The organism is Mesorhizobium sp. WSM4823 (assembly GCF_055811195.1).
The window spans coordinates 269,024-293,140 of record NZ_JBVVQL010000001.1 but is presented as its reverse complement, the minus strand read 5'-3'; the positions used below and the strand labels follow the sequence as shown (position 1 = coordinate 293,140).

Here is a 24,117-nt window from a genome sequence, read left to right as displayed (position 1 = left end):
AGGCGACGCCAGCAAGACGACCTGGCCTTCGTCCCCGGAAAGCTTCGGCACAAACAGACGATCCATGAACATCTTGCGCAGTGACTGTCCGAAAATCACCGGCTGAAGGGATGGAATGGACACCGAAGTCGTTTAATTACAAGATCACGAAAGATTCTTGCGTGAAGCGCCGAAGGTATCCATGCCGCTCAAAGCCGATCTCGATGCCATCGACTGGAAGATCCTGCGCGAGCTTCAGCAAGACGGGCGCATGACCAATGTCGAGCTGTCCGGCCGGGTCGGCATTTCGGCGCCGCCATGCCTGCGCCGCGTCAGGCGGCTGGAAGAGACCGGCATTATCCGCGGCTACCGCGCCTTGCTCAATGCGCCGGCGCTCGGCCTGGACGTCGTCGCCTTCTGCCTCATCGGCCTGCACCACCAGGCCGACGCCGAGCTGAAAACCTTCGCCGAACGCACCCGCGGTTGGCCGATCGTGCGCGACGCCTGGATGGTGTCGGGCGAATCCGATTTCCTGCTGCATTGCGTGGCGAGCGACCTCGGCACCTTCCAGACATTCGTAATCGAGGAACTGGCCTCGGCGCCGAATGTCGACACGGTGCGCACTGCACTGACCATCCGCCGGGTCAAGGACGAGGGCCTGGTGGCTTTCAGCGAAATGAGAACCTAATCCCCGCCGAGTCCAGCGATGGTCTCGCAGAGTTTCCTGTGATCATTGCCGGTCATCAGTTTGCGTATCGTGAAAGTACCGTCGCTAGAAGTCCGATTGAATCTGCCGTGCACCAACCAGCCTTCGCATAGCCCGGCTCGCCGTCCGGCTTCCATGTCATCAGCCTTGTCACCGACGATTATCGATCGGCTGATATCCACGCCCAGCAGATCGCGGGCGCGCAGAAGCATTCCCGGATTGGGCTTGCGCATCGGATGATCACCTGCTGCCAGTTCACCCGTCCCGCTCGAATGGTAGGCACAGGCGAGTACCAGATCGATCCGGCAACCCTGCGCTTCGAGAAGCGCCAGCAGCCGAGCATTGACGGCGGCGAAATCCGGCCAGCCGAAGTAACCGCGAGCTATACCCGACTGGTTGGAGACCACGATCGCAGGAAGGCCTGCGATGTTGGCCGTTCGGATCACCGGCAGCATCTCCGGCCGCAGCACGATGTCAGCCGGATCGCTGGGATAGCCGCTATCGACATTGATGGTGCCGTCACGATCGAGGAACAGCGCCGGCGTGCCAACTGGAAAGACCGAGGTATCGATCCGCTCGACCCACAGGCCCGGCTCTTCGAGCGGGTACGGATTCGACCTCACGACAGGGCCGATGTCAGCCATCACAGAGGCGCGCTTCGACCATTTCGCACAGATGATGATAGAGACACAGATGACCCTGCTGGATGATCGGCGTCGAGGTCGAGGGTACGTTGAGCAGGATATCGGAGAGTGGCTTGAGCTTGCCGCCGGTGTCGCCGGTCAGGCTGATCACCGTCATGTCCATCATGCGCGCCTGTTCGACGGCGGCGAGGATGCTGGCCGAGTTGCCGCTGGTCGAGATGGCGAGCAGCACAGCACCCGCCGCGCCATGTGCCTCTACCTGGCGTGAAAACACCGTGTCAAAGCCGTAATCATTGCCCCAGGCGGTCAGCACCGCCGCATTGGCCGGCAGCGCGATGACGTTGTAGGCCTTGCGTTCCCTAAGGAAGCGGCCGACCAGCTCGCCGGCGATGTGGATGGCGTCGCTCGCCGAACCGCCATTGCCGCAGATCAGCAGCGCCTTCCCTTGCGAAAGTGCGGCGACGACGGCGGTAACCGCCCGCTCCATCTCGCTGCTGAGATCGCGCTCGACCATCGCGGTGATCGCGGCCGCCGAGCGGACCAGGTAATCGTTCAATTCGGACATGAAACCCTCAGTTTGTACTGCCGGCGCGCAACTTGCCGATGGTGCCGGTGGTGCTCTTGCCGGCGACGAGATCGACCAGCACGACACGGCCGCCCGCCTTCTGCACCACTTCGGCGCCGACCACCTGATCGATCGTATAGTCGGCGCCCTTGACCAGTATGTCGGGCTTCAGCGCCTCGATCAGCGCGAGCGGCGTATCTTCCTCGAAGACGACGACGGCATCGACCGAGGCAAGCGCCGCCAGCACGCAGGCGCGGTCATGCTCGTCGTTGACCGGGCGTCCCGGCCCTTTCAGCCGGCGCACCGAGGCGTCGCTGTTGAGGCCGAGAACCAACCGGTCGCACTGGCTTCGCGCCGCATGCAAAAGGCTGACATGGCCGGCATGAAGGATATCGAAGCAGCCATTGGTGAAACCGACGCTCAGGCCTTCGTCCTTCCACGTCGCCACCAGCCTTGCGGCGGCAGCGGCATCGAGGATCGCATCCTTGTGGGCAATCGGTCCGTGTGAGCGAAACAGCGCGCCGGTGAGTTCCTCGACCGTCAGCCGCGCGGTACCGCGCTTTCCCACCACCACGCCACCCGCCGCGTTGGCGATGGCGGCGGCCATGATGCGGTCGGCGCCCGCGGCGAGAGCCAACGCAAACGTCGCGATGACGGTGTCGCCGGCGCCGGAAACGTCGAACACTTCCCGCGCCTGCGTGGCGATGTGGCGGGCATCGTCCGCGCCGACGACACTCATGCCTTTTTCGCTGCGCGTCGCGAGCACGAAATCGAAGCCATGCGCCGAGATCAGCTCACGTGCCGCGGCCACGATCTCGTCATCGGCAAACACCGCGCGTCCGACCGCCTCGCCCAGTTCCTTGCGATTGGGCGTGATCGCCGTCGCCCCGGCATAGCACGCATAGTCGCGGCCCTTGGGATCGACCAGCACCGGCTTTCCTGCTTCACGGCACATTGAGATCAACTCGCCGGCGACGCCGTCGAGCAATATGCCCTTGCCGTAGTCGGAAAGGATAACGATGTCGGCTTGCGCGAGCGCGGCGCGGAAATGCCGGATCAGCGTGGCCCGCTCCGCGTCGCCCAGCGGCTTGATTTCCTCTTCATCGAAGCGCAGCACCTGCTGGTTGAGCGCGCTGAAACGGCTTTTTGACGAGGTCATGCGGTTCGCGTCCTGTGCGAGGCCGCCAGTGCCGACGCCAAGCTCGGCGAGCATCCGCATGAGATTGTCGCCGACCTGATCGTCGCCGATCACCGAGACCGGTATCGCGGTGGCGCCGAGCGAGACGATGTTGGAGACGACATTGCCGGCACCGCCCATCGCCGAGGTTTCACCACGCCCGCGCAGCACCGGAATAGGCGCTTCAGGCGAAATCCGCTCGATGACGCCGTTGACGAAACGGTCAAGGATGAAGTCGCCGACCACCAGCACGGTGACGCCGCTGAACCGCGAAATGGCGCGGTGAAGGGGTTCGGGAGAAGGCAGGTATTGCTCGCTCATGTCATCCGCGACGTGCAATGGGAGCCAGTCCCGATGCCGTGAAAGCGCTGGACTGGCGGGGCTGGTCGTTCATGGCGAAGCCGATATACCGCAATTCGGCCCAAGGCAACGGCAGGCGCCTAGCGGATCACAGCCAACGGCGGTCGACGGATCAGCTTTTCTGCAAAGCGACATGAACGCCCAACCCGACGAGCACCGCACCGCCGGCACGCCGCATGAGGCGCTGCGCGTGGCTCGAGCGCCGCAGCCTGGTGATCAGCGCACCTGCCAGCACCACGCACATGACATCCGCCGAGGAGAACATCAGGTTGACGATCGTCCCGAGAACGAGGAACTGGAGCCAGACGGGAAACGTCGCCGACGCGTCTATGAATTGCGGCAGGAACGCCATGAAGAAGATTGCCGTCTTGGGATTGAGCACCTCGACGGTGATGCTCTCGAAAAAAGCGCGGCGGGCCGACTTCGGAACAATGCCCGGAATTACCGCATCGTCTTGCGCCCTGGCGCGGAACAGCGATACGCCCAGCCAGATCAGATAGAGCGCGCCGGCCAGCTTGACCGCCACGTAGAGCGTCGGCACGGCATGGAAAAGCACGGACAGTCCGGCAGCGGCGGCGATGACATGCACATAACCGCCAAGATGAATACCCAGCGCGGCCGTCAGGCCGGACCAGCGGCCGCGAGCCATGGTTTGCGCAGCGGCGTAAAGCATCGCCGGGCCGGGGATGTAAGCGAAGATCGCCGTGGTGGCGAAAAAGGCGATAAGCAGTTCGGTCGACGGCATCTCTTCTCCTTCAGATCCGGTTGCAGGCGATTCAGTCCGCGCGCGGGATGGCCTTGGTCTGGCCTGTACGGACAGCGGCAATGAAAGCGGACATGACTTTCTTGTGGAATGACGGACTGAATGCGCCGATCCGCGCACCGGGTTCGAAGTAGGCTGAAGATTCCAGGATATCGTGGTTGTATTCGTCGACTATGACCCAAAGGGGGATAGGGTCAAGCCCGGCACGGTGACGTTCAATTTCCGGAACGCCAACAGCGACGCGATCGCGGCCCGGCGGCTTGGAGGTGATTGCAAGGATAAAGAGGTTCGTGCCACCGGCTTTCCCCGGAAGGACGGCCACGAATGCGACCGGTCGCGACTTGCGACCTTCGGTCTCGCCGCCCCCACGTTGGCGATGCCACAGATACGGATATCGCCAGACGTCGGCGGTATTGGGTTTAATCAGGATCCAACTCGGCGGCGTATTCCTCAAGCATCTCGACATGTTCGGATGGGGCATCCTTAGCCGCGTAGGCCCGGCGGTTATCCTTGGAGAATTGAGCCTCGTAGGTCTCGATGCTCATCAGGACATATCTAGGCTTGTTGTGACGAGTGATAGAGACGGGCTGCTGGCTGGCAGCCGCGAGCACGTCTCCAAGATTCTGTTTCAGATCCGTCGATGGATAGTGTTTCATGGCCACTCCGTTTTGTGCATAATAGACAAAACAGCCAAAATAGACAAGCAAGACGACGACACAGGGCAATCGCCTGCTTTGTCGACAGCCCGGCTGGCCTCCCTTATAAGGACCGGAATCGCAAGCACCCAGAGGCCTTCATGATCATCGTCACGGGCGGCGCCGGCATGATCGGCTCCAACATCGTCGCCGCGCTCAATGCAGAAGGGATTAGCGACATCCTCGTCGTCGACGACCTGACCGACGGCCACAAGATCGCCAATCTCGCCGACTTCCAGATCGCCGATTATCTCGACAAGGACGATTTCCTGACGCGGATGGAGGCCGGGGACCTCGGTCGCATCGAGGCCGTCTTCCACCAGGGCGCCTGCTCGACCACCACCGAGTGGAACGGCAGGTTCATGATGGAGGTGAACTACGCTTATTCGAAGCGGCTGCTGCATGCTTGCCTGGCACTGCGCGTGCCCTTCCTCTATGCCTCCTCGGCTTCGGTCTATGGCGGCGGCGCCGAGTTTCGCGAGGAGCCGGAATGCGAACGTCCGCTCAACGTCTATGCCTATTCAAAGAAGCTGTTCGACGACTATGTCCGCCGCACCGTCTTCAGCACAGACCATTCGCCTGTCGCGGGCCTGCGCTATTTCAACGTCTATGGACCACGTGAAGCCCATAAGGGCGCCATGGCCTCGGTCGCGTTCCACCTGTTTAACCAGGTCGAGCAGGGCCAGAACCCGAAGCTGTTCGGCGCCTATGACGGTTTCGGACCCGGGGAGCAGAGCCGCGACTTCATCCATGTCGGCGACGTCGCCGACGTCAATCTGTGGCTATGGAAGCGGGGTTCCAGCGGCATCTTCAACTGCGGCACGGGCCGTGCCCAGCCGTTCCGCGCCATTGCCGAAACGGTGATTGGCGCGCTGGGCAAAGGCGAGATCGAGTTCATCGACTTCCCCGATCATCTCAAGGGCAGCTACCAGAGTTTTACCCAAGCTGATATGTCCAGGTTGCGCGCCGCCGGTTACAATGGTCAGTTTCGCACAGTGGAAACCGGCGTCAGAGACTATGTCGAATGGCTGAAAGCCCAACGATCCTCGTGATCGGCCCACGCTGGGTGGGCGACATGGTGATGGCGCAGTGCCTGTTCTCGGCGCTGAGAGAACTTCACCCCAACGCCGCGATCGACGTGCTGGCCCCGGCATGGGCGGCACCACTGGTCAAACGCATGCCCGAGATACGTCAGCAGATCGATCTGCCGCTGAAATCTGGCGCACTGGAATTCCGCATCCGAAGGCGCTTCGGCCGCCTGCTGCGCGGCCACTACGACATCGCCTATGTCATGCCCGGCAGCTGGAAGTCGGCGTTGGTGCCGTTCTTTGCCCGCATTCCGCGCCGTGTCGGCCATCTCAAGGAAATGCGCTACCGGCTGCTGACGGATATCGTTCCCTTGCCCGACCATATGAAACGGCGCACGGCGCAGGCCTATTTCGGTCTCGCGCAGGGAGGTACGTTCCGCGCTCCCAAGCTCGCCGTCGACACGAAAAACCAGGCTGAATTGCTGAGCCGTTTCGGGCTGAAGGCAAAAGAATTCGTCGCGCTGATGCCTGGCGCCGAGTTCGGCCCGGCCAAACGCTGGCCGAGCGAACGCTATGCCGGCCTTGCCCGCGAGATGATAGCGAAAGGCTTTAGGGTCGCACTGTTCGGATCGAAGAACGACGCCGAGGTGACGGCGGAAATCGCCGCGCTTGCACCAGGCGTTGTCGACCTCGCCGGCGAGACGCGGCTGGAGGACGCCATCGACCTGATCGCCGCGGCCAGGCTTGCGGTGTCGAACGACAGCGGGCTGATGCATGTCGCCGCCGCGGTCGGCACGCCGATCGTTGCCGTCTACGGGTCGACCTCGCCGCAGAATACGCCGCCGCTCGCCGAGCAGCGCGAACTTGTCTGGCTCGGTCTGTCTTGTTCGCCCTGCCACCGGAAAATCTGCCCGCTCGGCCATCTCAATTGCCTGAAAACGCTCGAGGTGGCACAGGTCGCGGCGGCAGCGGAACGGCTGCTGGAAATGCCGGCCGCAGCATGAGGGTGCTCATCGTCAAGACATCCTCGATGGGTGACGTCATCCACACCTTTCCGGCCGTCGAGGATGCACGCCGCAGCCGGCCGGATGTGTCGTTCGACTGGTGTGTGGAAGAGGCTTTTGGCGGCATCGTGGCCCTACATCCAGCGATCGCAACCATCCACACTGTGGCGATGCGGCGCTGGCGCACGCGCCCGCTCGTCCCCAGCACATGGCGCGAAGCGGCAAGATTGCGCCGCGCCTTGCGGGATTGCCGCTACGATCTCGTCATCGATGCGCAAGGATTGCTGAAATCGGCCCTGGTGGCGAAACTGGCCACGGCGCCGGTCGCCGGCTTCGACCGGTCGAGCGCCCGCGAACCTTCGGCGACTTTATTCTACGACCGCCGCTACGCGGTGCCGCGCGATCTGCACGCCATCGAACGCACAAGGCGGCTGTTCGGGCTGGCGCTCGGCTATGAGCCGGATTTTTCAAGGCTCGAGTCCGGCATCGTGCCGCCGGCCGGCAGTTCGGATTTTCCCGGCGAAAAACCCGCCTTCCTGCTGCACGGCACCAGCCGCGAGGACAAGAAATGGCCGGTCGGCGACTGGGTCGAAACTGCCCGGTTTCTCGTGGAAAGAGGAATGACGCCGGTCACCACCTGGTCTAACGACAGGGAAAAGGCGGTTGCCGTAGCGATCGCCGAGGCCGTTCCGCAGACCGTGTCGGTGCCAAGATCACCGCTTGCCGAGATCGCCGCGATCATCGGCCGCTCGGTGCTGGTCATCGGCGCCGACACCGGCCTCACCCACCTCGCCAGCGCCTTCGGCCTGCCGACGGTCGCCGTGTTTCTGGCGACAGAACCCGGCCTGACCGGCCCGCGCGGACCGTTCTCGTCAACGCTGCTGGGCCCGCCCGGCAGTCGCGTCGCGCCTGCGGAGGTGGTGGCAGAGGCCGAGAGGCTGCTGGCACTCAAAACGCAGGCCGCGACATAGGACCTTTTTCAGAATTATCAAAAGGTCCTAGATGAACTGCACCTGGACGATCTCATAGCCCCGCGCACCGCCCGGCGCATTGACCTCGATCGCATCGCCGACTTCCTTGCCGATCAGCGCCCGCGCGATCGGTGAGGAGATCGAGATGCGGCCGGACTTCACGTCCGCTTCCTGGTCGCCGACAATCTGGTAGGTCTTCTTCTCTTCCGTGTCCTCGTCGACCAGCACCACGGTGGCGCCGAACTTGACCTTTTCGCCGCTGAGCTTGGTAACGTCGATCACCTCGGCGCGTGCGATGAAGTCCTCAAGCTCGTTGACGCGGCCTTCATTGAGGCTCTGCGCCTCTTTCGCCGCGTGATACTCGGCATTTTCCGAAAGATCGCCATGCGAGCGCGCTTCTGAGATTGCTTCGATGATGCGCGGCCGCTCTTCCTGCTGGCGCCAGCGCAGTTCTTCCTTCAATGACGCGAACCCCTCGCCTGTCATCGGGACCTTGTTCATGATGCCTGACCTTTCCTGCCGCCGCCCCCGCACTCCGGGAGCGACCTTGTCGATGGGTACAAAAAGAAAACGGTCCGGCAGCCTCGGGCTAACGGAACCGTCTCACCGCAATTTCCCTAGATATAGCAATCTTGGCGCGTTTTTCACGCCCAAAAAAGGGGGTTTCTGAAAATTCATCGACCGTTTGTGGAAATGCCGCCACGCCGGCGACAAAAACCGGCTGCGATTGCTCACAGCCGGTTGAGGAGGGTTGGGATCCGAATCAGCTCCTCATGAAATGGTCGATCTGCTCCGACAACATGCCGTATTCACGAGACCCCTTGCCGGCGCGCTTCTCGATCTCGCGGAGCTGTTCCTGGGCTCCGGCGAGATCGCCGATCTGCAGATGAGCCTCGCCCAGATATTCACGGACCAGCGTATAGTTCGGATCGATGCGCAGCGCTTCCTCGTAATAGCCGAGCCCGACGGTGACGCGTCCGGAATGGCGATGCGAGTAGCCGAGATAGTTGAGAATGCGTGGGTCTTTCTTGTCGGCAGCCAGGCTGAGCACGGCGATCGCCTCGTCATAACGTCCGGCCATCGCCAGCGCGTGGCCGGCTTCATAGATGTTGTCGTCGTCCAGCATGCCTTGCTTGGGTGCCACGCACTTCTTCAGCTTCTTGTCCCAGACCGTGCCTTTCTTGCACTGGGTGGTGGTCTGGTCGCTCCCGCCTCCACCTTCACCGGCCGAAAACGCCGTAACCGCAAACAGCGGCAGGGCGGCAACCGCCAGAACGTGGATCAGCAATCGTCTGCGCATCGAAGCCTCCTTGAAGCATGACAATGCAGGACTAACGCCGGGCAAAAGCCTTTTCATCCCGGAAAAGTAATAGCCGCTGAAAGCTTTTTTAAACGATCTGTGCCGGTCGGAAAATTGAAGCGCCTAACATGACGTGACGAGCGCTGCAAATTCGCTATCATCCGGCAGACGGCAAACGGAATATCCGGAGACGACCAGTGCAGCGGGGCCTTGAAAAGGAATGGGAACTTTCGATCGGTCCCGACACGGTGCGCCTGTTCATCCTCAAGGCGAAGGCGCTGAGCGCCGCCGTCAACGAAGACTATGCCGATGGCGCCGAGCACGAGGTAGAACTGGATGGCGAAGCGCATGACAACCACCATCATGACGGTCTGGCGGAGGAAAGTTCCGAAGATCTCACCGAAGAGGAACTGCGCGAACTGATCAACGACCTCAATGTCGACGAGGCGGCCGAGCTCGTAGCACTGGCCTGGGTCGGCCGCGGCGATTATGACGCCTCGGAATGGGCCGACGCGCTGGCGGCCGCGCGCGAGCGCGCCAATAAGCGCACGGCGAAATATCTGCTCGGCATGCCGCTGCTGGCCGACTGGCTGGAGGAAGGACTGGAAGCGATTGGTGCGTAACACCGCGGTCACCTATCGTGATCGGCCAACCCCTCATTCAGGGCAACTTCCGCATTCGCCCGCCGTTAAGATCGAATGGCGGCGTTCCCCCTTCCCGGATTGATCAGATTGGCGCTGCCTTTGGCAGCGGCGATACTGTTCGCAGGGGCGGCGCTGGCCCAAGCTCCGGAATTGCCTGAAACCGTGCCTGTCCCGGAGCTCAATCAATCACCGGCCCAGCAAGCCCCACCTGCCAACGTGCCGGTTCCCGAGCCGCGTCCTGCGGATGCACCGAAGCCTGATCAGCCCGCGACCGACAAACTGAACCAGCGGAAATCGGACGGGCATAAGGAAGCCCGGCCGGAGCCGCCGGCAATCGCTCCAACGCCGGGCGAAAAGCCCGCCGCAGCGGAACCGCCGCCCACCGTCCCGCAACCGGCGGAGAAGCCGGCGCAAGCGCAGGAAAAAGAAATCCCTCCCGACCCGCGCTCGGCCTCTGTGCCGCAGGAAAAAATGCCGGAGGAAGAACTTGCCTGCCGCGGGCGGCTGAAGTCGATGGGCGTCGACTTCGAGGACCGCAAGGCCGAGCACGATGCGGCGGTCGGCTGCTCGATTCCCTATCCGATCGCGCTGAAGACGCTGGGCAAGTCATTCGATATCAGTCCCGAAACCGAGCTGAACTGCCAGATGGCCGAGGCCGCCGCGCGCTTCGCCATCGATATCATCCAGCCGGCGGCCAAGGCCGAATTCGGCGCCGAGCTAAAGTCGATCGACCAGGCATCCGCCTTTGTCTGCCGACACCGCAATGGCGGCGGGAAACTGTCGGAGCACGCCTTCGGCAACGCGCTCGACATCGCCAGCTTCACCTTGTCCAACGGAAGAAGGATCGATGTCGGCCCTGTGCCGCCGGAAAAGGACGCGAAATTCCTGAACGCGGTGCGCAAGGCAGCCTGCGGACCGTTCAAGACAGTGCTCGGCCCGGGCAGCGATGCAGATCATTCGCTGCATCTCCATCTCGATCTTGCACCGCGCCGCAACGGCGGCACCTTCTGCCAGTGACATGATGTCGGACCGATAGGCAGCGCCGCAATTTGGCCGCAGCCGTAAACGCGGCCGCTGATTTTTCCTTTACTCTTGGCGGTTAAGCTCTGTCTCATCTAGGGACAGGGAACCTGCCAATGGCCGGGATATTTCGCGCAGCGTTTGTCGCCGTGCGGCAAACCAGACGCGCGCGCATGGTTGCCGGCGCGCTTGCCATTGCGGCGATCTCGGCCTGCACCACCGGCAGCGTGCTTTCGCTGGAACCGGCGGTCGATGTCGGCAGCCAGACATCAGCCGTTCCGAAATACGCAGGCATGCAGAGCCTCGTTCCGTCCAACCCATACATGACCGCCGCCTATCCGCGGATGGACGAGCCGATGGCGCCGACCGAACAGATGCCGGCCAGCGAGATCGACTGCCGCAAGGAATTGAAACGCCTCGGCGCCGTCTACACCGATCTTGCGCCGATCCGGGAAGGCCAGTGCGGCATCGACTATCCGGTCAAGGTCTCGGCCATCGGCAGCATCCAGATGAAACCGGCCGCGACGCTGACCTGCGACATGGCCGCCACCTTCGCCGGCTGGACCAGGAACGAACTGGTCCCGTCGGCCCGCTGGCGTTATTTCTCCGGCGTCAAGACCATCCGCCAGGGCTCGAGCTATTCCTGCCGCAGGATCGCCGGCGAAGGCGTGCTGTCGGAGCACGGCAAAGGCAACGCCCTCGACATCATGAGCATCGAGCTCAGCAATGGCAACGACATCGACGTGCGCAAGCCCGGCCTGTTCGCCTTCCGCACGCGCGGCTTCCTCAACACGGTGCGCGCCGACGGCTGTCAGTATTTCACCACCGTGCTCGGCCCCGGCTACAATTACGACCACCGCAACCATTTCCATTTCGACATCAAGAACCGCAAGAACGGCTACCGCGCCTGCCGCTAGATCAGACGCGCAGGGTGGCGCCTGTGGAAGCGGCGATTTGCTGTGCTACCAAATCCTGGATGCGCCACAGATTCCTGTCCCGGATGCCGCTTTCTTCGAGCTTGCTGACGGTCCGAAACAGATACTGCGCCGATGAGCCCCAATGCCTGGCGGCGCGCGCCAGCGTCTGCGCTACCTCATCAAGCGGCAAGCGTCCGGCATAAGCCCTGCCGTCCGGCGCGGCGACAAAGGCCAAGGCACGCAGCGGCCCATCCTGGGTGCGGACCGTAATCCAGCATGGCACGTTGGTTGGTGGGTTCGCATCGATTTCGCGCCGCATCAACTGGCCGAGCTGTCCGAAATGGTCTTCCGCTGGCAGCCGGTAGACGATACCATTGCAACTGCCTCCCCGATCAAGAGCCAGCATCAGCGCCGGCAATTCGCGGGTTCCACGCCAGCGGGTCAGCTTCAGGCAGAATGAGCGGTGCCACCCCGGCGCTCTGGCCGGGCGCTGTTCGATGTGAGTGAATTCGGGATTCCAGATCAGCGAGCCGTAGGCAAAAACCCACAGTGTTTCGGGCCGGTATTCGGAAAGCAGACGTTCGACCAGATCGTCGAACTCCGCGTCTGTATGCTCGCTGGTACCGGGTTCAGGGCCGGGGTCCGGCTCGATCCGCTCGACCCGAGCGACAAGTTCGGCAGTCAAAGCCATTGACTTGCGGGTTATCGGCTTCCGGCTCATCTTGCCCAACGTCCCCAATGACGACGACCGAAGATAGATTGGCCGTACATCGATAGCCATTGATTTCCGGGGGCTATCGCGAGAGAGATACTCGCCACCATTGGGCGGCAATCATGAGCCGACGAAGCCTTCGACGACGCGCAACGACCTGGCTGGTGGCGTTCTGTGCCGGCTATCTCGTGCTCGCCTACTTCGCCGCGCCGGAATTCTGGACCCTGCGGGACCGCAACTTCCGCTCGCAGCGCTTCGAGATGGTGACGCGCACGCCGCAAGGCATTGCGGGCGATCCGATCAATGTCGGCCTTGTCGGTACCAAAAAAGAGCTGGTCCACGCCTTCGCCGTCGCCGGATGGGATACGGCCGACGCCATCACGCTGAAGACCGCGATCGAGATCGGCGAAAGCGTGCTGTTCGATCGGCCCTATCCCGACGCGCCGGTCAGCCAATTGCTGTTCGAAGGCCGTGCCCAGGACCTGGCCTTCGAGAAGCCGGTCGGCGACAGTGCCGACCGCCGTCATCACGTCCGCTTCTGGCAGACCGACTCGACCGGAGACGATGGCCGGCCGCTCTGGCTGGGTTCGGCAAGCTTCGATCGCGGCGTCGGCCTCAGCCACGACACCGGCGCGATCACCCACCATATCGGTCCCGACATCGACGCCGAACGCGACTTCCTGATCCGCGACCTGTCTGCCGCAGGCATGCTGACCTCGACCAGCGAGATACCAGGCATCGGTGCGACAAAGGCCGGGCGCAATGGCGGTGGCGACCCCTATTTCACGGACGGCAAGGCGGTGGTAGGCGTGCTCAGCCAGTTGCCATAGGCGCGTCGCTGGCGATCCTTGGCCGGCCCGATCACGCCAGCGTGGTGCGGCTTCCGCTTTCGGCTGCTCTCTCGATCGCGGCGATGATCCGATGCACTGCGACCGCATCCTCGAAGCTCGGCGCCGAGCGGGTACCCTCGCGCACATCCCTAGCCATCCTGGCATAAACGCGGGCGACGTTCCCCGGCTCCACATCCTCCGGCCAGCCGGAACGGTATGAGGCGGGGACCTCCAGCGGCCGGAACACCTTCTCCCCGTTCCGCGCGCCCTTGAGGGAAAGCTGCACCATCTGCGTGTGGCCGGAGAGACCCGATATAAGGATATCGCCTTCCGTGCCGTTGATCTCCCAGACCAGGCCGTTGTCATCTCGCGCCGCGCCGCCGCGATAATGGATGGAAAGCGGCGCGCCGCTGGCGAGGACCCCATTGACCAGCACCTGGTCCGGGGCGGACACGGGCAGCGTTTCCCGGGTATCGACGGCAAGCGCCATGGGCCGCCGCGTAGCCAGCACCGCGGATACCTCCGCGATGTCGCCGAGCACATCCCTGAGCGCCGCCAGCGTGTGCCCCACCGGGATCGTCAGCATGGTGGCGCCGTTGGCGCGATCCAGCAGATAGGCGTAGGTCTTCTTTTCGGAGATGGAGCCTCCCCAGCCGCCGCCCCGCGCGACCAGGGTGGTCGACAGCACCTCGCCGACGAACCCGTCGGCGATCAGATGTCGCAGATACTCAATTTCGGGAGCAACGCGCGCTTGGGTTCCGACCACGCCCAGGACCCCCTTGGACCGAGCAAGCGCGGCGAGTTCCTCGGCCTCGGCCAACCCGTTGCCAAGCGGCCATTCACAGTAGACGTGTTTGCCCGCGCCGATCGCCGCTTTCACGATCTCCAGGTGAGGAGGCACCTTCACCGTGACAGTGACGATGTCGATCTCCGGCGCCGCGATCAACTCGGCAACGCTGGCGAAGGCCCGCGGCAGCCCGGTCGCGCCGGCCGCCTTTTCGGCGCTGGCCAGGCTGGTGTTGGCGACGCCAACGATCTCGAAGCTCTCCGATAGGGCATTAAGCGCAGGAATATGGGCCCGTGCCGCCCAGCTCCTGCCCGGCTGCAGTCCGACGATGCCGACTTTGAGGCGTTGTCCTGGCATGGTGTTCGGTTCTCCTTCATGCAGTCTTGGCTTTGCCGTCAAAATTGCGAGATCGGCAGTTGGCTACGTCGGACATTTATGCCGTTTCACTATGGAATAAAGCTCTTCCATGCTGCATATTCGGAAACAGATTGACGAGAAAAAATCTACAAATGGAAAGCGGCGTTGGAACCAGCCGGCCTGCAAGGCGTCCTCGCATTCGTACGGACGGTCGAGGCCGGCAGCTTCACCGCCGCCGGTCAGCGGCTGCATGTGACCAAATCGGCGGTCGGCAAGGCGGTCGCGCAATTGGAACAGCGATTGGGCGTTCGCATGCTCAATCGCACGACCCGCAGCCTGAGCCCAACCAGCGAAGGCTTGGGCTACTACGAAGCCTGCGTCAGGGCGCTGTCCGAAATTGAAGCCGCCCAGTCATTGCTGGCCGCACGTCGGCTGGTGCCTTCCGGCCGGCTTCGTGTTGACGTTCCCCTGGCCTTCGGCCGCAGATGCGTGGCACCCGTGCTTTTCGAGATCTCCAGGCAATTTCCGGATCTGACGATCGAAATCTCTTTTAACGACCGGCGCGTCGATCTGATCGAGGAAGGCATCGATCTGGCGGTCCGCATGGGCGATCTCGATGACAGCCTGTCGCTCGCCGCACGCCGCATCTACGCCCAGCGCTCGGCCATTTGCGCAGCCCCCGCCTATCTCGAAAAACACGGCCGGCCGCGATCGATCGAGGATCTCGCCGACCACAGCGTCGTCGGCTACGGCCGCGACGGCGTTGTCCGGCCCTGGACCGTAAGGCATGCTGACGGCCACGTTGGAAAATTCGTGCCAAGGGCGCGGCTTGTCCTGGGTCACGGCGAACCGATGCTGGATGCAGCCCTTGCCGGCTGCGGCATCGTTTTTCTGCCGACCTGGCTGGCGGCCGACAGCCTCAGGAGCGGCGAACTCGAGACGGTCCTGTCGAACTGTCTCGTCGAAGATATCGTCGTGCATGCCGTCTGGCCGGTGACACGCAGCCTGACGCCAAAAGTCCGTGTCGTCGTCGACGCCCTGATCGAGCATTTTTCTTCGCCGCCATGGGATGCCGCGTGAGATGGTTGCCTCCGCCGCCACGAAAAATGACGCTCCTCTATTTTCGAAGACCTCGCCGCAATGCTATTGACCCCTCATGCTTTACGCTGAAATCGCTATCGTGGTCGTCCTCATCTGCGTGAACGGCCTTCTGGCAATGTCCGAGCTTGCCATTGTCTCGTCACGGCCTGCCCGCCTCAAGGCGATGATCGACCGCAACGTCACGGGTGCCGGACGCGCTTTGGCGCTCGGCTCCAATCCAGGCAAATTCCTGTCGTCGGTGCAGATCGGCATCACCCTGGTCGGTGTTTTGTCAGGCGCCTTTTCCGGCGCCACGCTCGGTGAACGGCTGTCCGTGTTCCTGGCATCGACCGGCATCCGCGAAAGCCTTGCCGATCCGATCGGCGTCGGCATCGTCGTCGCCCTCATCACCTACTTTTCGCTGATCATCGGAGAATTGGTGCCCAAGCAGATCGCGCTGCGCGATCCGGAGCGCGTCGCCGCCAGGGTTGCTCCGGCGATGACCATCCTTGCCGCCGTCTCGGCACCGCTGGTGTTCCTGCTCGACATCTCCGGCCGCGCCATGCTGTGGCTGCTCGGCCAACGCGGTGAAAGCGAGGAGAAGGTCACCGACGAGGAGATCAAGATGCTGGTCGCCGAGGCAGAACATCACGGCACCATCGAATCGGACGAACGGCGCATGATTGCCGGCGTCATGCGGCTCGGCGACCGCGCCGTCCGCGCGGTGATGACGCCGCGCACCGAGGTCGACTGGATCAACCTGCAGGCCGACGATGCGGCGATCCGCAAGCTCCTGATGGAAACCCAGCATTCGCGCCTGCCGGCCGGCGATGGCAGCGTCGACGCCATGATCGGCGTTGTTCAGACCCGCGACGTGCTCGCCGCGATGCTTGGCGGTCGCGCGCTCGACCCGCGCCGGCACGTGCGCGCCGCTCCCATCGTCCACGACCAGGCCGACGCGCTGGATGTCCTTTCGACACTCAAGGAATCCGACGTGCCGATGGCGCTGGTCCATGACGAATACGGCCATTTCGAAGGCATCGTCACTCCGGCCGACATACTGGAAGCCATCACCGGCGTCTTCCGCGCGGATCTCGACGCCGGCGACGAGGAAAACGCCGTCAAGCGCGAGGACGGCTCGTGGCTGCTCGCCGGGTATATGCAAGCCGACGAGATGGCGGACATTCTCGGCATCGACCTGCCGGAGAATCGCGACTACGAGACCGTCGCCGGTTACGTCTTGTCGCACCTGCACCATCTGCCGGCGACCGGCGAATGCGTCGATGCGCAGGGCTGGCGTTTCGAGGTTGTCGACCTCGACGGCCGCCGTATCGACAAGCTCATCGCCACGCGCCTGCCCGGCGGCCATCGCGAAATCGTGCGGTGACAAACGACACGATTTATACACCGGTTCGAGTGCCAGCTCTCGGCCCGTGGCGGGCCGCCATACCGTCACCGGCATAAGCAGCTTCGCGCCTCAAACTCGGTCGTTTCGGCGATATCCGAATTAGCCTGACACCGGACATTCCGCGACCGCCTCGGCCGTGGCGAAGAAGTGCCGGCGCAGTCCTCTGCCGGATTGCCGCCTCAAGGAGACGACCGGCAGTGGTCTGCCGACATTGGAGAGAAAACACTCTCGAAACTAAACCGCCGGATGACCCACCCGGCGGCCGTATTTTCGTTTTGACACCTGAAAGCTCGAAATGTCCGCACACGGCGGGTGGCCGAACTATCGCGCTTCGACAGATCCCTTGCGGGCAGCTTCGTCGATCACGTCAGCGATGGCCTTTGGCTGGGTCATAAAGACCGCATGGCTTGCCGCGACCTCCGTGATTGTCGCGCCGATGCGCTTCGCCATCGCTTGCAACATACGCTGATCGAAGGCCTTGTCGTCGGTTGCAATTACTGCCCAGCTCGGCTTGCTTCGCCAGGCGGCATGCTCGAGCTTGGTTGCGAAGGCGGACATGTTTATCGGCACCTGAGAGTCCCGCATGAAAGCGGCATCAGCATCCATCGTGTCGTTGGCAAAGCCAATCTTGAACTTGTCGGGAGAAACGAAGCCGAAGCCGTCCGCGGTAGTTTCGATGACAAATTCAGGCGGGGTCTGGTAACCCTCGTACTGCTGTGCAGTCGTCTCACCGGCATCTGGCGACAACGCCGATACGTAAACCAGGCCTGTCACGTTTGAATGGGTACCTGCTTCCGTTATCACCGTGCCGCCCCAGGAATGCCCCACAAGGACCGCAGGTCCATCCTGACGGTCAAGAATGCGTTTGGTTGCGGCAACGTCGTCCGCAAGCGAGGTGAGCGGGTTCTGGACGATCGACACACGATAGCCGCGGGCGGTCAGTTCGTCATAGACGCCGCGCCAACCCGATCCATCAGCGAACGCGCCGTGCACCAGCACCACGTTCTGGACGGTTTGCTTGTCGGGAATTCTCTCGGCAGAGTGAGTGGCCGTGGCTGCGGCAATTCCTGCGACAGCGGCAGTTGCGGCCAGAAGGTTGGTCGTCCTGGAAGTCATGCTGATCTCCTCTTACTTATCCGATAACAATTATCGCGATATCTTTCTCTACGATTTCAGCTGCGATATGTCCAGCATAATTTTTATCGCGATATTCTTTTTTCGGATCGGGTAGGCTATATCAGGCCCAAGGAGAGCCACCATGCCAACGAAAAAACCCAACAACCCATTGCCGCTCGACGATCAGCTCTGTTACGCGATCTACTCTGCCGGCATGGCCATCCAGAGGGTGTACAAGCCACTGCTGGACGATTTGGGCCTGACCTATCCCCAATACCTCGTACTCAATGTCCTCTGGCGCGAGGACGAGCTGACCGTTGGCGGCATCGCCGAAAGGCTCGCGCTGGAGTCGAGCACTCTGACGCCGTTGCTCAAACGGCTCGAAGCGGCAGGACTTCTGCGCCGGACACGGAACCCCGCGAACGAGAGGCAGGTCGTGGTTGCGCTAACTGATAAGGGACGCGAACTCAGATCTCGTGCGGGCTGCCTTGCTGACGCTCTGCTTGCCTCCTCAGGGCAAAGCCCAGCGCATCTCAACCAGATCAACCGTGACGTCAGGGAGCTGCGTGACGCGATCTATGAACATACGGGCGTCTGGGGGAACACGGCCTGAGCCGGCAAGCAGGGGAGGTTTTTTTTACACTGTAGGCACGGTTCCTCCGTCAATTACGTACTCCGCACCCGTGATCGAAGAGGCACGATCGGAAGACAGAAAGGCAACGAGATTGGCGATCTCGGCCGGGCTTGAGGGGCGACCGAGGGGGATCCCACCGAGGGAGTCCATTATGATCTTCTTGCCCCCTTCAACGTCGGTGCCTGCCTCATCCGCGAGACGTCGGGCGAGTTTGACGGAAGCCTCGGTTTCTATCCAGCCCGGAGACACGCGAACGACACGCACGCCTTTCGGCGACACCTCCTTGGAGAGGCTTTTGCTGTAGGTCGACAATGCCGCCTTCGCCGCGGCGTATGCGGTCGTGGCTTCTGGCAGGGGAAGCAGCCTTTGGATGGAAGAGACGTGGATCACCACGCCGCTTCCCTGCGCGATCATTGCCGGTATCAGTTCTCGGTCGAGCCGCACGGCGGGAAACAGGTTGAGATCGAGTTCCTTGTGCCAATCACTGTCGCCCAGCGCCGAGAAGCCGCCTGCCGGCGAGGAAGAACCGCCGAGCATGTGAACGATAATATCGACGCCGCCCAACTGATCCTTGACGGCTTCGGCCACCGTGAAGCAGCCTTCGCTGGTGGAAAGATCGGCAGCCACGAAAAGGTCTGCCGAAGAGTTCGCGGGGAACGAGCGGGCCGTCGTCAGCACACGCGCGCCGAGTTTGCGGAACAGGTCGACGGTTGCGGCACCGGCCCCCTTTGTGCCGGAAGTGATCAGGGCGCGCTTGCTTGATAGATTCAGGAAGTCGCTCATGCGCCGATCTCCAGGGCTGCGATCTTGTCGCCCATCAGACGGAAGACGTAGGTGAGATTTGCAGGGCTGCCGGGAAACTCGCCGGTGACCTTGGCGATCACCTTCGTCCCATGCTCGTCAGTGAGGGCTTCGACCGGATCGGCGACGTGCCGATACCTGGCTTTTGAGTATTCCCACCAATTGCCGATGGCATAGTGCCCGGAGTGGGAGCTGCCCTCGTCATGGACAGCGGCCCCCGGCGCGAAGCAGGCCAGCAGAGCCTCGCAGTTGTTCTTCCGATCCGCGTCGAAATAAGCCTGGATCGCCTGCGGCAGTTGCATCTCTCATCTCCTCTTGCGGTTGTTCGCTCCACAAGTAGGCGTATTCCGATGTTCGGATAATTGGGATAAATATGGATGTCGAATTGCGGAAAGTAGGATAATGGCGAGGCCTGGCCTTCACGATCTGGAAGCTGTCGTAGCCGTTGCTCGCAGATCCTCTTTCCGCGGCGCGGCGCTTGACCTGGGAATGTCGACGACTGCCCTTAGCAATGCCGTCGGCAAGCTGGAGGCCCACCTTGGCGTTCGCTTGTTCAACAGAACCACCCGCAGCGTATCTCTGTCGGATGCCGGTCGCCTGTTCGTCGAGAACGTCGGTCCTGCGTTGCAGGACATCCACGGTGCCATGGATGCAGCGCGCTCAAAGCAGGCAAACCCCACGGGAACGCTCCGCATCAATTCCTATGCCACTGCCGCGCGAGAGATCCTCTCACCCCTGCTTCTGGAGTTCATCAGGCGTTACCCGCAGGTCCATATCGATCTGGTGACCGAGGGACGGCTCCTGGACATTGTCGCGGAAGGCTTCGACCTGGGCGTGCGTCGCGCCACCCTCGTGCCGAGTGACATGATTGCGATCTCGCTGGGTCGGCCGCAGAGAAATGTGGTCATAGGCTCGCCCGACTATTTCAAAAGCTATGGTACGCCTTCCACGCCGACTGACCTCCTTCAACACAGGTGTCTCCGTATCCGGCTGCCGAATGGCGCGCTCTTTCGCTGGCGCTTCGAGAAGGATGGTGAACCGCTCTTGATCGATGTGAACGGACCGATGACTTTGGATGAGGCAAGCCTGTCCCGCGGCACAGTGCTCGAAGGCGTGGCGCTGGGCTACGTAATGGAACGTGACGTGCGCGAGGATATTGAGGCAGGGCGATTGATCAGCGTTCTGAAGGAATGGATGCCGCCTACCGACGAACTCTGCATCTATTACCCGGGACGACGGAATCCATCCGCGGCGCACAGAGCATTCGTTGAGCTAGCACGGGAACTCGGCTCAAAAGGCCGAAACACGGCTCTATAAGCGCCGTGCCGCTTTGCGCCTGAAGCGGTCATTCAGGCTATTCGGCCAACCAACGCCGCCGCTGGCCCGCTCCGTTCGGACATGGCACGGACCGCTCGTGACTACTCGCTCGCCCGCTGAGCGGTGACGATCCACGCACGCGCGTCGAAAAACACACCGTCGGCAGTCAAGTGCGCGTCCAGCAAGGCGCGTAGCCTCTGCGACGCTTTGTCAGCCGCCGCCGCGCCGACGCCCGCCAGTGCTTCCTGCGCAAACCCGAAGCCGATAACAGCGTCATACGCTGCATCGACATCCGGACCATAGAAGACCGGCTCATGGACCTCGGCAAAGTCAATGAACGCAAAGCCGGCCGCGGTCAGGACGCCGGTGGCGGCAGCGGGATCGCCGAGTGAGAACGCGCCATTGGCGCTCACAGGAGCGACCGAGTCCGGAGCTAGCGCGCTCGGAATGGCGGTGGCCCATTCGTTGCGCTCCCGGCTCTGCCACACCATCCACACCAAGCGCCCGCCCGGCCGCATCGCCCGCGCAATGTTGACGAACGCAGCGGCCGGATCGGCAAAGAACATCACCCCAAATCGGCTGATGCAGAGGTCGAAATGATCCGCGGGGAACGCCTGGACCTGAGCGTCGCCCTGTTCAAACCTGACGTTCCGTAACCCTTGCTCTGAGCTACGCTCGCGAGCGACCTCAAGCATCTCTGCCGATACGTCGATACCGATCACGCTTCCCTTGACGGCCATGCGAGCAGCGTCACATGTGGTTTGCCCTGCACCACAGCCAATATCGAGCACGCGGTCGCGTGGTCCGGCGTTGACGGCAGCACGAAAGTGTTCGTTGTGCTTTCGCAACTCCGCGTCGTAGAAATCAGCGCGATTGAAAGCCATCACCTGTACCTGTCTTGGCGGGATGGCCAACCTAACTCAGGGCCGAAGCGCGCGGCAATATGGCCTGCGGCATTTGAGCAGGCTGCCTTTCGGAATTTCAGACAACTCTCAGGAGTAACAACTCCCAGAGTAAATGAACAAAATTTCGTTCGTTCGAATGACGAAAAACAGGAAATCGGAGATAACCTTGAGGTGGCGCGTCATCCAGTGCCGCGGCGTGCAGTAAGTGGAGAATAAAATAGCGGTGAGCCGCGGTCAGTGAGTTTCAGTGATGGGTCATGTGCAGAGCACCAGGTCAAGATGTCGCCGCTGTGACTTCACCTTCATTAAACCACCGCCTTTGATTTTCCTTCACGCCACACATGGCAGGGCCGCCATGCTGTACCTCGTTCCGCTATTCCTCATTCTGCTGTTGGCATCTCCGGCAAACAGTCAGGTGGCGCCAGAAGCGTCAGAGATCGCTGCTGCTAACGACAGCTCGCCGGTCGCGGTTTCGCAAGAACCGGGCAAGGCGCAACTTGGCGCGCTCGGATCCGAAGAAGCCTTACGCCGCGAATTGGCCGCGGCACGAGCGGAACTGGCTAAGCAATCACAAACCCTGAAAGAGCAGCAGCAAATAGACGAAGCGCTGGAGAGCGCGCAGCGCGTTATCGAACGCTTTAGGGCCGAAGCCATTCTCTGGGACCGCGAGAAGGCTGCCGGAGCGCACGCGTCTATTGAAGCCTCTCAAGTGGCTGCGAAGCGAACGCTTGATGAGGAAAGGCACAAGGTTGAACTCTTGGAACAAGAACTCACCACGGCTCGCCAAACTATCGACGCTCTTAAGACAGGCGCAAACCTGGCCGCGGTCGAGAAGACCAACGCCATAAAAGACCGAGTGGTGGCCGAGACCGCTCTAAAGCAAGCTGGAGAAGCACTCGAACTGGAACGCGAACGAGCAGATGCAGCCGTACGCGACCTCGATATTGTTCGAAAGGAACGCGACGCTTCAAAGCAGATCTCGGCAGCGTTGAGTGCGGCGCTGGAGAAAGAGCGTCAAAGGGGCATCGGTCTAGCACGCAGCCTCAGTGCCGCGCGTGAGGCCATCGACATCGTCAAGGAGAAGCGTCGCACTGTGGTGGCGCGCGCGCCGAAATCACGTACCCCACTTGCAAGTACGCTATCGCGTTCGGGCGTCCAACCAGCCCGTAAACCGGGCTTGCCGAAAAAACAGAAAGTGAAGGTCCAAAAGTCACGCCATCCTGTTCTGCCGGCAACCATCGCTCTTCCCGCCGCATTGCTCCCGACGCGACCAATGTAAAGCTCGACCTACGCCAGTGAAGACTAGCGCGTGAAATGGATGCCGAGGGAGTATGAAAATGAAAAAGTACGTCGCAGCCGCGCTGACGATCGGGATCGCAATCGGGCCTGCCTCGGCGCTTGACGCAGGTTTAGGCGGTAAGGCCGGCGGTCTCGGGGTCGGTGGTGGCGTGAGCGTCGGTTCGAAAGGCGCATCTGTGGGGGTTGGCACGAGCGTCGGCGGTCTCGGGCTCGGTGCTGGAGTGAGCGCCGGTTCGCAAGGCGCCTCTGTGGGGGTGGGCACGAGCGTCGGCGGTCTCGGGCTCGGTGCTGGCGTGAGTGCAGGTTCGCAAGGCGCATCTGTGGGGGTCGGCACGAGCGTCGGCGGTGCGAGTGGAGCAAACCTTGGAGCTTCGGTCGGCACAGGTAACGTGTCCGTCGGCGCAGGCGTTAGTGCCAGCGGCAGCCCTTCGACAGTGGGCGACCATCCGCCCGCCGAAAACGGATCGGCTACCGCTCCCGGTAGTCCGGCCGCAATCACGACGGCCACTGCCTCTGCCAAGACCAACAGGCAACGGATGGCCCTGCCACCCGTGCTTAGGCCTTCCAAAGCCGGTGAGGGTGACTCCACCAGGGGCTATCCCTTGGGATCTCTGGGACCCCTGAAATCGAAACCGGGTACGCCAGCTCAGGTCGTGCGAGCCTGCCGCGCGGCGATCATATCCGCTGCGACGCCGCTTGGCGCCGTCGGTGTGCACGCGGTAAGCGCAGGCGCCTTGCGTCAACGCCGAGGCGCACTCACGGCGCCGATCGAGGTGCGAATAGACTACGCAAGACAAGGCGGCATCGAAGTTCGGCGGGCGCAAGTCGGCTGTCGCCTCAATACGGCAGGCAGGGTCACTGCAATAAAGTAGCTCCAGGCCTGTACCTGTAAGTGGGACGCACGGCGCGCTGCCGAAGTCGCTTGAGTTGGGTCGGAAATCAACCCATGCCCGCGAGTGTGAGTTTGTCAGCCCGCCCCCCCCCCCGCCCCCCCCCGGGGGGGGGGGCCCAAAGCCCCCCCCCCCCCCATGCCGGGGCGCGGCCCGCCACACACCCGCGCCGGGCGGAGGGCCCCCGGGGGGGCGGGATGAGGGCCCC

Annotated in this window: 27 protein-coding genes; 13 read left to right on the top strand and 14 right to left on the bottom strand. The window is 62.5% G+C overall.

Translation table 11 applies throughout. The features are described from left to right. The first annotated feature begins 181 nt into the window (after nt 1-181). Nucleotides 182-667, top strand: a complete 486-nt coding sequence (locus AC0L26_RS01410) for an Lrp/AsnC family transcriptional regulator (RefSeq protein WP_473630911.1) — start codon at nt 182-184, stop codon at nt 665-667. Here AC0L26_RS01410 and AC0L26_RS01405 read toward each other — a convergent pair. From AC0L26_RS01405 to AC0L26_RS01380, 6 genes are all read right to left on the bottom strand, one after another. Further along, nucleotides 664-1,329: a D-glycero-alpha-D-manno-heptose-1,7-bisphosphate 7-phosphatase gene (locus AC0L26_RS01405; protein ID WP_473630910.1), complete on the bottom strand. Its 666-nt coding sequence runs from the start codon at nt 1,327-1,329 to the stop codon at nt 664-666. The genes AC0L26_RS01410 and AC0L26_RS01405 overlap by 4 nt on opposite strands. Further along, nucleotides 1,322-1,894 carry a D-sedoheptulose-7-phosphate isomerase gene (locus tag AC0L26_RS01400; RefSeq protein ID WP_473630909.1) on the bottom strand — a complete coding sequence of 191 codons (573 nt, stop codon included), beginning with the start codon at nt 1,892-1,894 and terminating at the stop codon, nt 1,322-1,324. Before AC0L26_RS01400 ends, AC0L26_RS01405 begins: the two co-directional genes overlap by 8 nt. A 7-nt stretch (nt 1,895-1,901) precedes the next feature. Next, a complete protein-coding gene (gene rfaE1 / locus AC0L26_RS01395; RefSeq protein WP_473630908.1) occupies nt 1,902-3,392 on the bottom strand; it encodes a D-glycero-beta-D-manno-heptose-7-phosphate kinase in 1,491 nt (496 codons plus the stop codon). A gap of 151 nt (nt 3,393-3,543) precedes the next feature. After that, nucleotides 3,544-4,176 carry a LysE family translocator gene (locus tag AC0L26_RS01390; protein WP_127206370.1) on the bottom strand — a complete coding sequence of 211 codons (633 nt, stop codon included), beginning with the start codon at nt 4,174-4,176 and terminating at the stop codon, nt 3,544-3,546. Nucleotides 4,177-4,207: 31 nt separating this feature from the next. After that, nucleotides 4,208-4,648, bottom strand: coding sequence for a hypothetical protein (locus AC0L26_RS01385; RefSeq protein WP_473630907.1), 441 nt, complete (start codon nt 4,646-4,648; stop codon nt 4,208-4,210). Beyond that, entirely contained in the window at nt 4,614-4,850 is a 237-nt protein-coding gene (locus tag AC0L26_RS01380; RefSeq protein WP_473630906.1) for a type II toxin-antitoxin system Phd/YefM family antitoxin, read from the bottom strand. The genes AC0L26_RS01385 and AC0L26_RS01380 overlap by 35 nt, the downstream gene beginning before the upstream one ends. A gap of 140 nt (nt 4,851-4,990) precedes the next feature. On the opposite strand from AC0L26_RS01380, the gene rfaD reads away from it, so the two are divergent. From rfaD to waaC, 3 genes are read left to right on the top strand one after another with little or no spacing between them, the layout of a single operon-like run. Next, nucleotides 4,991-5,941, top strand: a complete 951-nt coding sequence (gene rfaD, locus AC0L26_RS01375; protein WP_473630905.1) for an ADP-glyceromanno-heptose 6-epimerase — start codon at nt 4,991-4,993, stop codon at nt 5,939-5,941. After that, entirely contained in the window at nt 5,914-6,921 is a 1,008-nt protein-coding gene (gene waaF, locus AC0L26_RS01370; RefSeq protein ID WP_473630904.1) for a lipopolysaccharide heptosyltransferase II, read from the top strand. Before rfaD ends, waaF begins: the two co-directional genes overlap by 28 nt. Next, complete coding sequence (gene waaC / locus AC0L26_RS01365; protein ID WP_473630903.1) at nt 6,918-7,892, top strand: lipopolysaccharide heptosyltransferase I; 975 nt, start codon at nt 6,918-6,920, stop codon at nt 7,890-7,892. Before waaF ends, waaC begins: the two co-directional genes overlap by 4 nt. Nucleotides 7,893-7,919: 27 nt before the next feature. Here the strand turns inward: waaC and greA are convergent, their stop codons facing one another. Both greA and AC0L26_RS01355 read right to left on the bottom strand, forming a co-directional pair. Further along, the gene (gene greA / locus AC0L26_RS01360; RefSeq protein WP_065012064.1) at nt 7,920-8,393 is read right to left on the bottom strand and encodes a transcription elongation factor GreA; all 474 of its coding nucleotides are present in this window, start codon (nt 8,391-8,393) and stop codon (nt 7,920-7,922) included. A gap of 262 nt (nt 8,394-8,655) precedes the next feature. Then, on the bottom strand, nt 8,656-9,192 hold the full coding sequence (locus tag AC0L26_RS01355; protein ID WP_352933688.1) for a tetratricopeptide repeat protein: 537 nt from the start codon (nt 9,190-9,192) through the stop codon (nt 8,656-8,658). A gap of 197 nt (nt 9,193-9,389) precedes the next feature. Here AC0L26_RS01355 and AC0L26_RS01350 point away from each other — a divergent pair, with 197 nt between their 5' ends. From AC0L26_RS01350 to AC0L26_RS01340, 3 genes are all read left to right on the top strand, one after another. Then, nucleotides 9,390-9,815, top strand: coding sequence for a DUF3775 domain-containing protein (locus tag AC0L26_RS01350; RefSeq protein WP_473630902.1), 426 nt, complete (start codon nt 9,390-9,392; stop codon nt 9,813-9,815). Between the two features lie 75 nt (nt 9,816-9,890). Then, a complete protein-coding gene (locus AC0L26_RS01345) occupies nt 9,891-10,853 on the top strand; it encodes an extensin-like domain-containing protein (protein WP_473630901.1) in 963 nt (320 codons plus the stop codon). A 119-nt stretch (nt 10,854-10,972) separates the two neighbouring features. Continuing rightward, nucleotides 10,973-11,773 (top strand): extensin-like domain-containing protein, encoded by an 801-nt coding sequence (locus AC0L26_RS01340; protein WP_473630900.1) that lies wholly within the window; start codon nt 10,973-10,975, stop codon nt 11,771-11,773. 1 nt (nt 11,774) lies between these two features. Here AC0L26_RS01340 and AC0L26_RS01335 read toward each other — a convergent pair whose 3' ends face one another. Continuing rightward, nucleotides 11,775-12,494: a gamma-glutamylcyclotransferase gene (locus tag AC0L26_RS01335; protein ID WP_473630899.1), complete on the bottom strand. Its 720-nt coding sequence runs from the start codon at nt 12,492-12,494 to the stop codon at nt 11,775-11,777. 113 nt (nt 12,495-12,607) lie between these two features. On the opposite strand from AC0L26_RS01335, the gene AC0L26_RS01330 reads away from it, so the two are divergent. Continuing rightward, nucleotides 12,608-13,315, top strand: coding sequence for an LssY C-terminal domain-containing protein (locus AC0L26_RS01330; RefSeq protein WP_473630898.1), 708 nt, complete (start codon nt 12,608-12,610; stop codon nt 13,313-13,315). A gap of 31 nt (nt 13,316-13,346) precedes the next feature. Here AC0L26_RS01330 and AC0L26_RS01325 read toward each other — a convergent pair whose 3' ends face one another. Beyond that, complete coding sequence (locus AC0L26_RS01325; RefSeq protein ID WP_473630897.1) at nt 13,347-14,459, bottom strand: Gfo/Idh/MocA family protein; 1,113 nt, start codon at nt 14,457-14,459, stop codon at nt 13,347-13,349. A gap of 165 nt (nt 14,460-14,624) precedes the next feature. Between AC0L26_RS01325 and AC0L26_RS01320 the strand changes: the two genes are divergently transcribed. Both AC0L26_RS01320 and AC0L26_RS01315 read left to right on the top strand, forming a co-directional pair. Further along, nucleotides 14,625-15,539: a LysR family transcriptional regulator gene (locus AC0L26_RS01320; RefSeq protein ID WP_473630896.1), complete on the top strand. Its 915-nt coding sequence runs from the start codon at nt 14,625-14,627 to the stop codon at nt 15,537-15,539. A gap of 76 nt (nt 15,540-15,615) precedes the next feature. Then, complete coding sequence (locus tag AC0L26_RS01315; RefSeq protein ID WP_473630895.1) at nt 15,616-16,926, top strand: hemolysin family protein; 1,311 nt, start codon at nt 15,616-15,618, stop codon at nt 16,924-16,926. Nucleotides 16,927-17,268: 342 nt separating this feature from the next. Here AC0L26_RS01315 and AC0L26_RS01310 read toward each other — a convergent pair whose 3' ends face one another. Further along, nucleotides 17,269-18,063, bottom strand: a complete 795-nt coding sequence (locus AC0L26_RS01310; protein ID WP_473630894.1) for an alpha/beta fold hydrolase — start codon at nt 18,061-18,063, stop codon at nt 17,269-17,271. Nucleotides 18,064-18,205: 142 nt separating this feature from the next. Between AC0L26_RS01310 and AC0L26_RS01305 the strand changes: the two genes are divergently transcribed. Further along, on the top strand, nt 18,206-18,676 hold the full coding sequence (locus tag AC0L26_RS01305; RefSeq protein WP_473630893.1) for a MarR family winged helix-turn-helix transcriptional regulator: 471 nt from the start codon (nt 18,206-18,208) through the stop codon (nt 18,674-18,676). Nucleotides 18,677-18,700: 24 nt separating this feature from the next. Here AC0L26_RS01305 and AC0L26_RS01300 read toward each other — a convergent pair whose 3' ends face one another. Both AC0L26_RS01300 and AC0L26_RS01295 read right to left on the bottom strand, forming a co-directional pair. Next, nucleotides 18,701-19,480 (bottom strand): SDR family oxidoreductase, encoded by a 780-nt coding sequence (locus AC0L26_RS01300; protein ID WP_473630892.1) that lies wholly within the window; start codon nt 19,478-19,480, stop codon nt 18,701-18,703. After that, entirely contained in the window at nt 19,477-19,800 is a 324-nt protein-coding gene (locus AC0L26_RS01295; protein ID WP_473630891.1) for a nuclear transport factor 2 family protein, read from the bottom strand. The genes AC0L26_RS01300 and AC0L26_RS01295 overlap by 4 nt, the downstream gene beginning before the upstream one ends. 100 nt (nt 19,801-19,900) lie before the next feature. On the opposite strand from AC0L26_RS01295, the gene AC0L26_RS01290 reads away from it, so the two are divergent. Next, nucleotides 19,901-20,815 carry a LysR family transcriptional regulator gene (locus AC0L26_RS01290; RefSeq protein ID WP_473630890.1) on the top strand — a complete coding sequence of 305 codons (915 nt, stop codon included), beginning with the start codon at nt 19,901-19,903 and terminating at the stop codon, nt 20,813-20,815. 101 nt (nt 20,816-20,916) lie between these two features. Here the strand turns inward: AC0L26_RS01290 and AC0L26_RS01285 are convergent, their stop codons facing one another. Then, on the bottom strand, nt 20,917-21,699 hold the full coding sequence (locus AC0L26_RS01285) for a class I SAM-dependent methyltransferase (protein WP_473630889.1): 783 nt from the start codon (nt 21,697-21,699) through the stop codon (nt 20,917-20,919). Nucleotides 21,700-22,075: 376 nt separating this feature from the next. Here AC0L26_RS01285 and AC0L26_RS01280 point away from each other — a divergent pair, with 376 nt between their 5' ends. After that, nucleotides 22,076-22,999, top strand: a complete 924-nt coding sequence (locus AC0L26_RS01280; RefSeq protein ID WP_473630888.1) for a hypothetical protein — start codon at nt 22,076-22,078, stop codon at nt 22,997-22,999. Nucleotides 23,000-24,117 lie beyond the last annotated feature (1,118 nt).

Coding starts and splice junctions, on each gene's coding strand:
- AC0L26_RS01410 (WP_473630911.1), top strand. CDS start 182: ATGCCGCTCAAAGCCGATCTCGATGCCATCGACTGGAAGATCCTGCGC.
- AC0L26_RS01405 (WP_473630910.1), bottom strand. CDS start 1,329: ATGGCTGACATCGGCCCTGTCGTGAGGTCGAATCCGTACCCGCTCGAA.
- AC0L26_RS01400 (WP_473630909.1), bottom strand. CDS start 1,894: ATGTCCGAATTGAACGATTACCTGGTCCGCTCGGCGGCCGCGATCACC.
- rfaE1 (WP_473630908.1), bottom strand. CDS start 3,392: ATGAGCGAGCAATACCTGCCTTCTCCCGAACCCCTTCACCGCGCCATT.
- AC0L26_RS01390 (WP_127206370.1), bottom strand. CDS start 4,176: ATGCCGTCGACCGAACTGCTTATCGCCTTTTTCGCCACCACGGCGATC.
- AC0L26_RS01380 (WP_473630906.1), bottom strand. CDS start 4,850: ATGAAACACTATCCATCGACGGATCTGAAACAGAATCTTGGAGACGTG.
- rfaD (WP_473630905.1), top strand. CDS start 4,991: ATGATCATCGTCACGGGCGGCGCCGGCATGATCGGCTCCAACATCGTC.
- waaF (WP_473630904.1), top strand. CDS start 5,914: ATGGCTGAAAGCCCAACGATCCTCGTGATCGGCCCACGCTGGGTGGGC.
- waaC (WP_473630903.1), top strand. CDS start 6,918: ATGAGGGTGCTCATCGTCAAGACATCCTCGATGGGTGACGTCATCCAC.
- greA (WP_065012064.1), bottom strand. CDS start 8,393: ATGAACAAGGTCCCGATGACAGGCGAGGGGTTCGCGTCATTGAAGGAA.
- AC0L26_RS01355 (WP_352933688.1), bottom strand. CDS start 9,192: ATGCGCAGACGATTGCTGATCCACGTTCTGGCGGTTGCCGCCCTGCCG.
- AC0L26_RS01345 (WP_473630901.1), top strand. CDS start 9,891: ATGGCGGCGTTCCCCCTTCCCGGATTGATCAGATTGGCGCTGCCTTTG.
- AC0L26_RS01340 (WP_473630900.1), top strand. CDS start 10,973: ATGGCCGGGATATTTCGCGCAGCGTTTGTCGCCGTGCGGCAAACCAGA.
- AC0L26_RS01335 (WP_473630899.1), bottom strand. CDS start 12,494: ATGAGCCGGAAGCCGATAACCCGCAAGTCAATGGCTTTGACTGCCGAA.
- AC0L26_RS01330 (WP_473630898.1), top strand. CDS start 12,608: ATGAGCCGACGAAGCCTTCGACGACGCGCAACGACCTGGCTGGTGGCG.
- AC0L26_RS01325 (WP_473630897.1), bottom strand. CDS start 14,459: ATGCCAGGACAACGCCTCAAAGTCGGCATCGTCGGACTGCAGCCGGGC.
- AC0L26_RS01315 (WP_473630895.1), top strand. CDS start 15,616: ATGCTTTACGCTGAAATCGCTATCGTGGTCGTCCTCATCTGCGTGAAC.
- AC0L26_RS01310 (WP_473630894.1), bottom strand. CDS start 18,063: ATGACTTCCAGGACGACCAACCTTCTGGCCGCAACTGCCGCTGTCGCA.
- AC0L26_RS01305 (WP_473630893.1), top strand. CDS start 18,206: ATGCCAACGAAAAAACCCAACAACCCATTGCCGCTCGACGATCAGCTC.
- AC0L26_RS01300 (WP_473630892.1), bottom strand. CDS start 19,480: ATGAGCGACTTCCTGAATCTATCAAGCAAGCGCGCCCTGATCACTTCC.
- AC0L26_RS01295 (WP_473630891.1), bottom strand. CDS start 19,800: ATGCAACTGCCGCAGGCGATCCAGGCTTATTTCGACGCGGATCGGAAG.
- AC0L26_RS01290 (WP_473630890.1), top strand. CDS start 19,901: ATGGCGAGGCCTGGCCTTCACGATCTGGAAGCTGTCGTAGCCGTTGCT.
- AC0L26_RS01285 (WP_473630889.1), bottom strand. CDS start 21,699: ATGGCTTTCAATCGCGCTGATTTCTACGACGCGGAGTTGCGAAAGCAC.
- AC0L26_RS01280 (WP_473630888.1), top strand. CDS start 22,076: ATGCTGTACCTCGTTCCGCTATTCCTCATTCTGCTGTTGGCATCTCCG.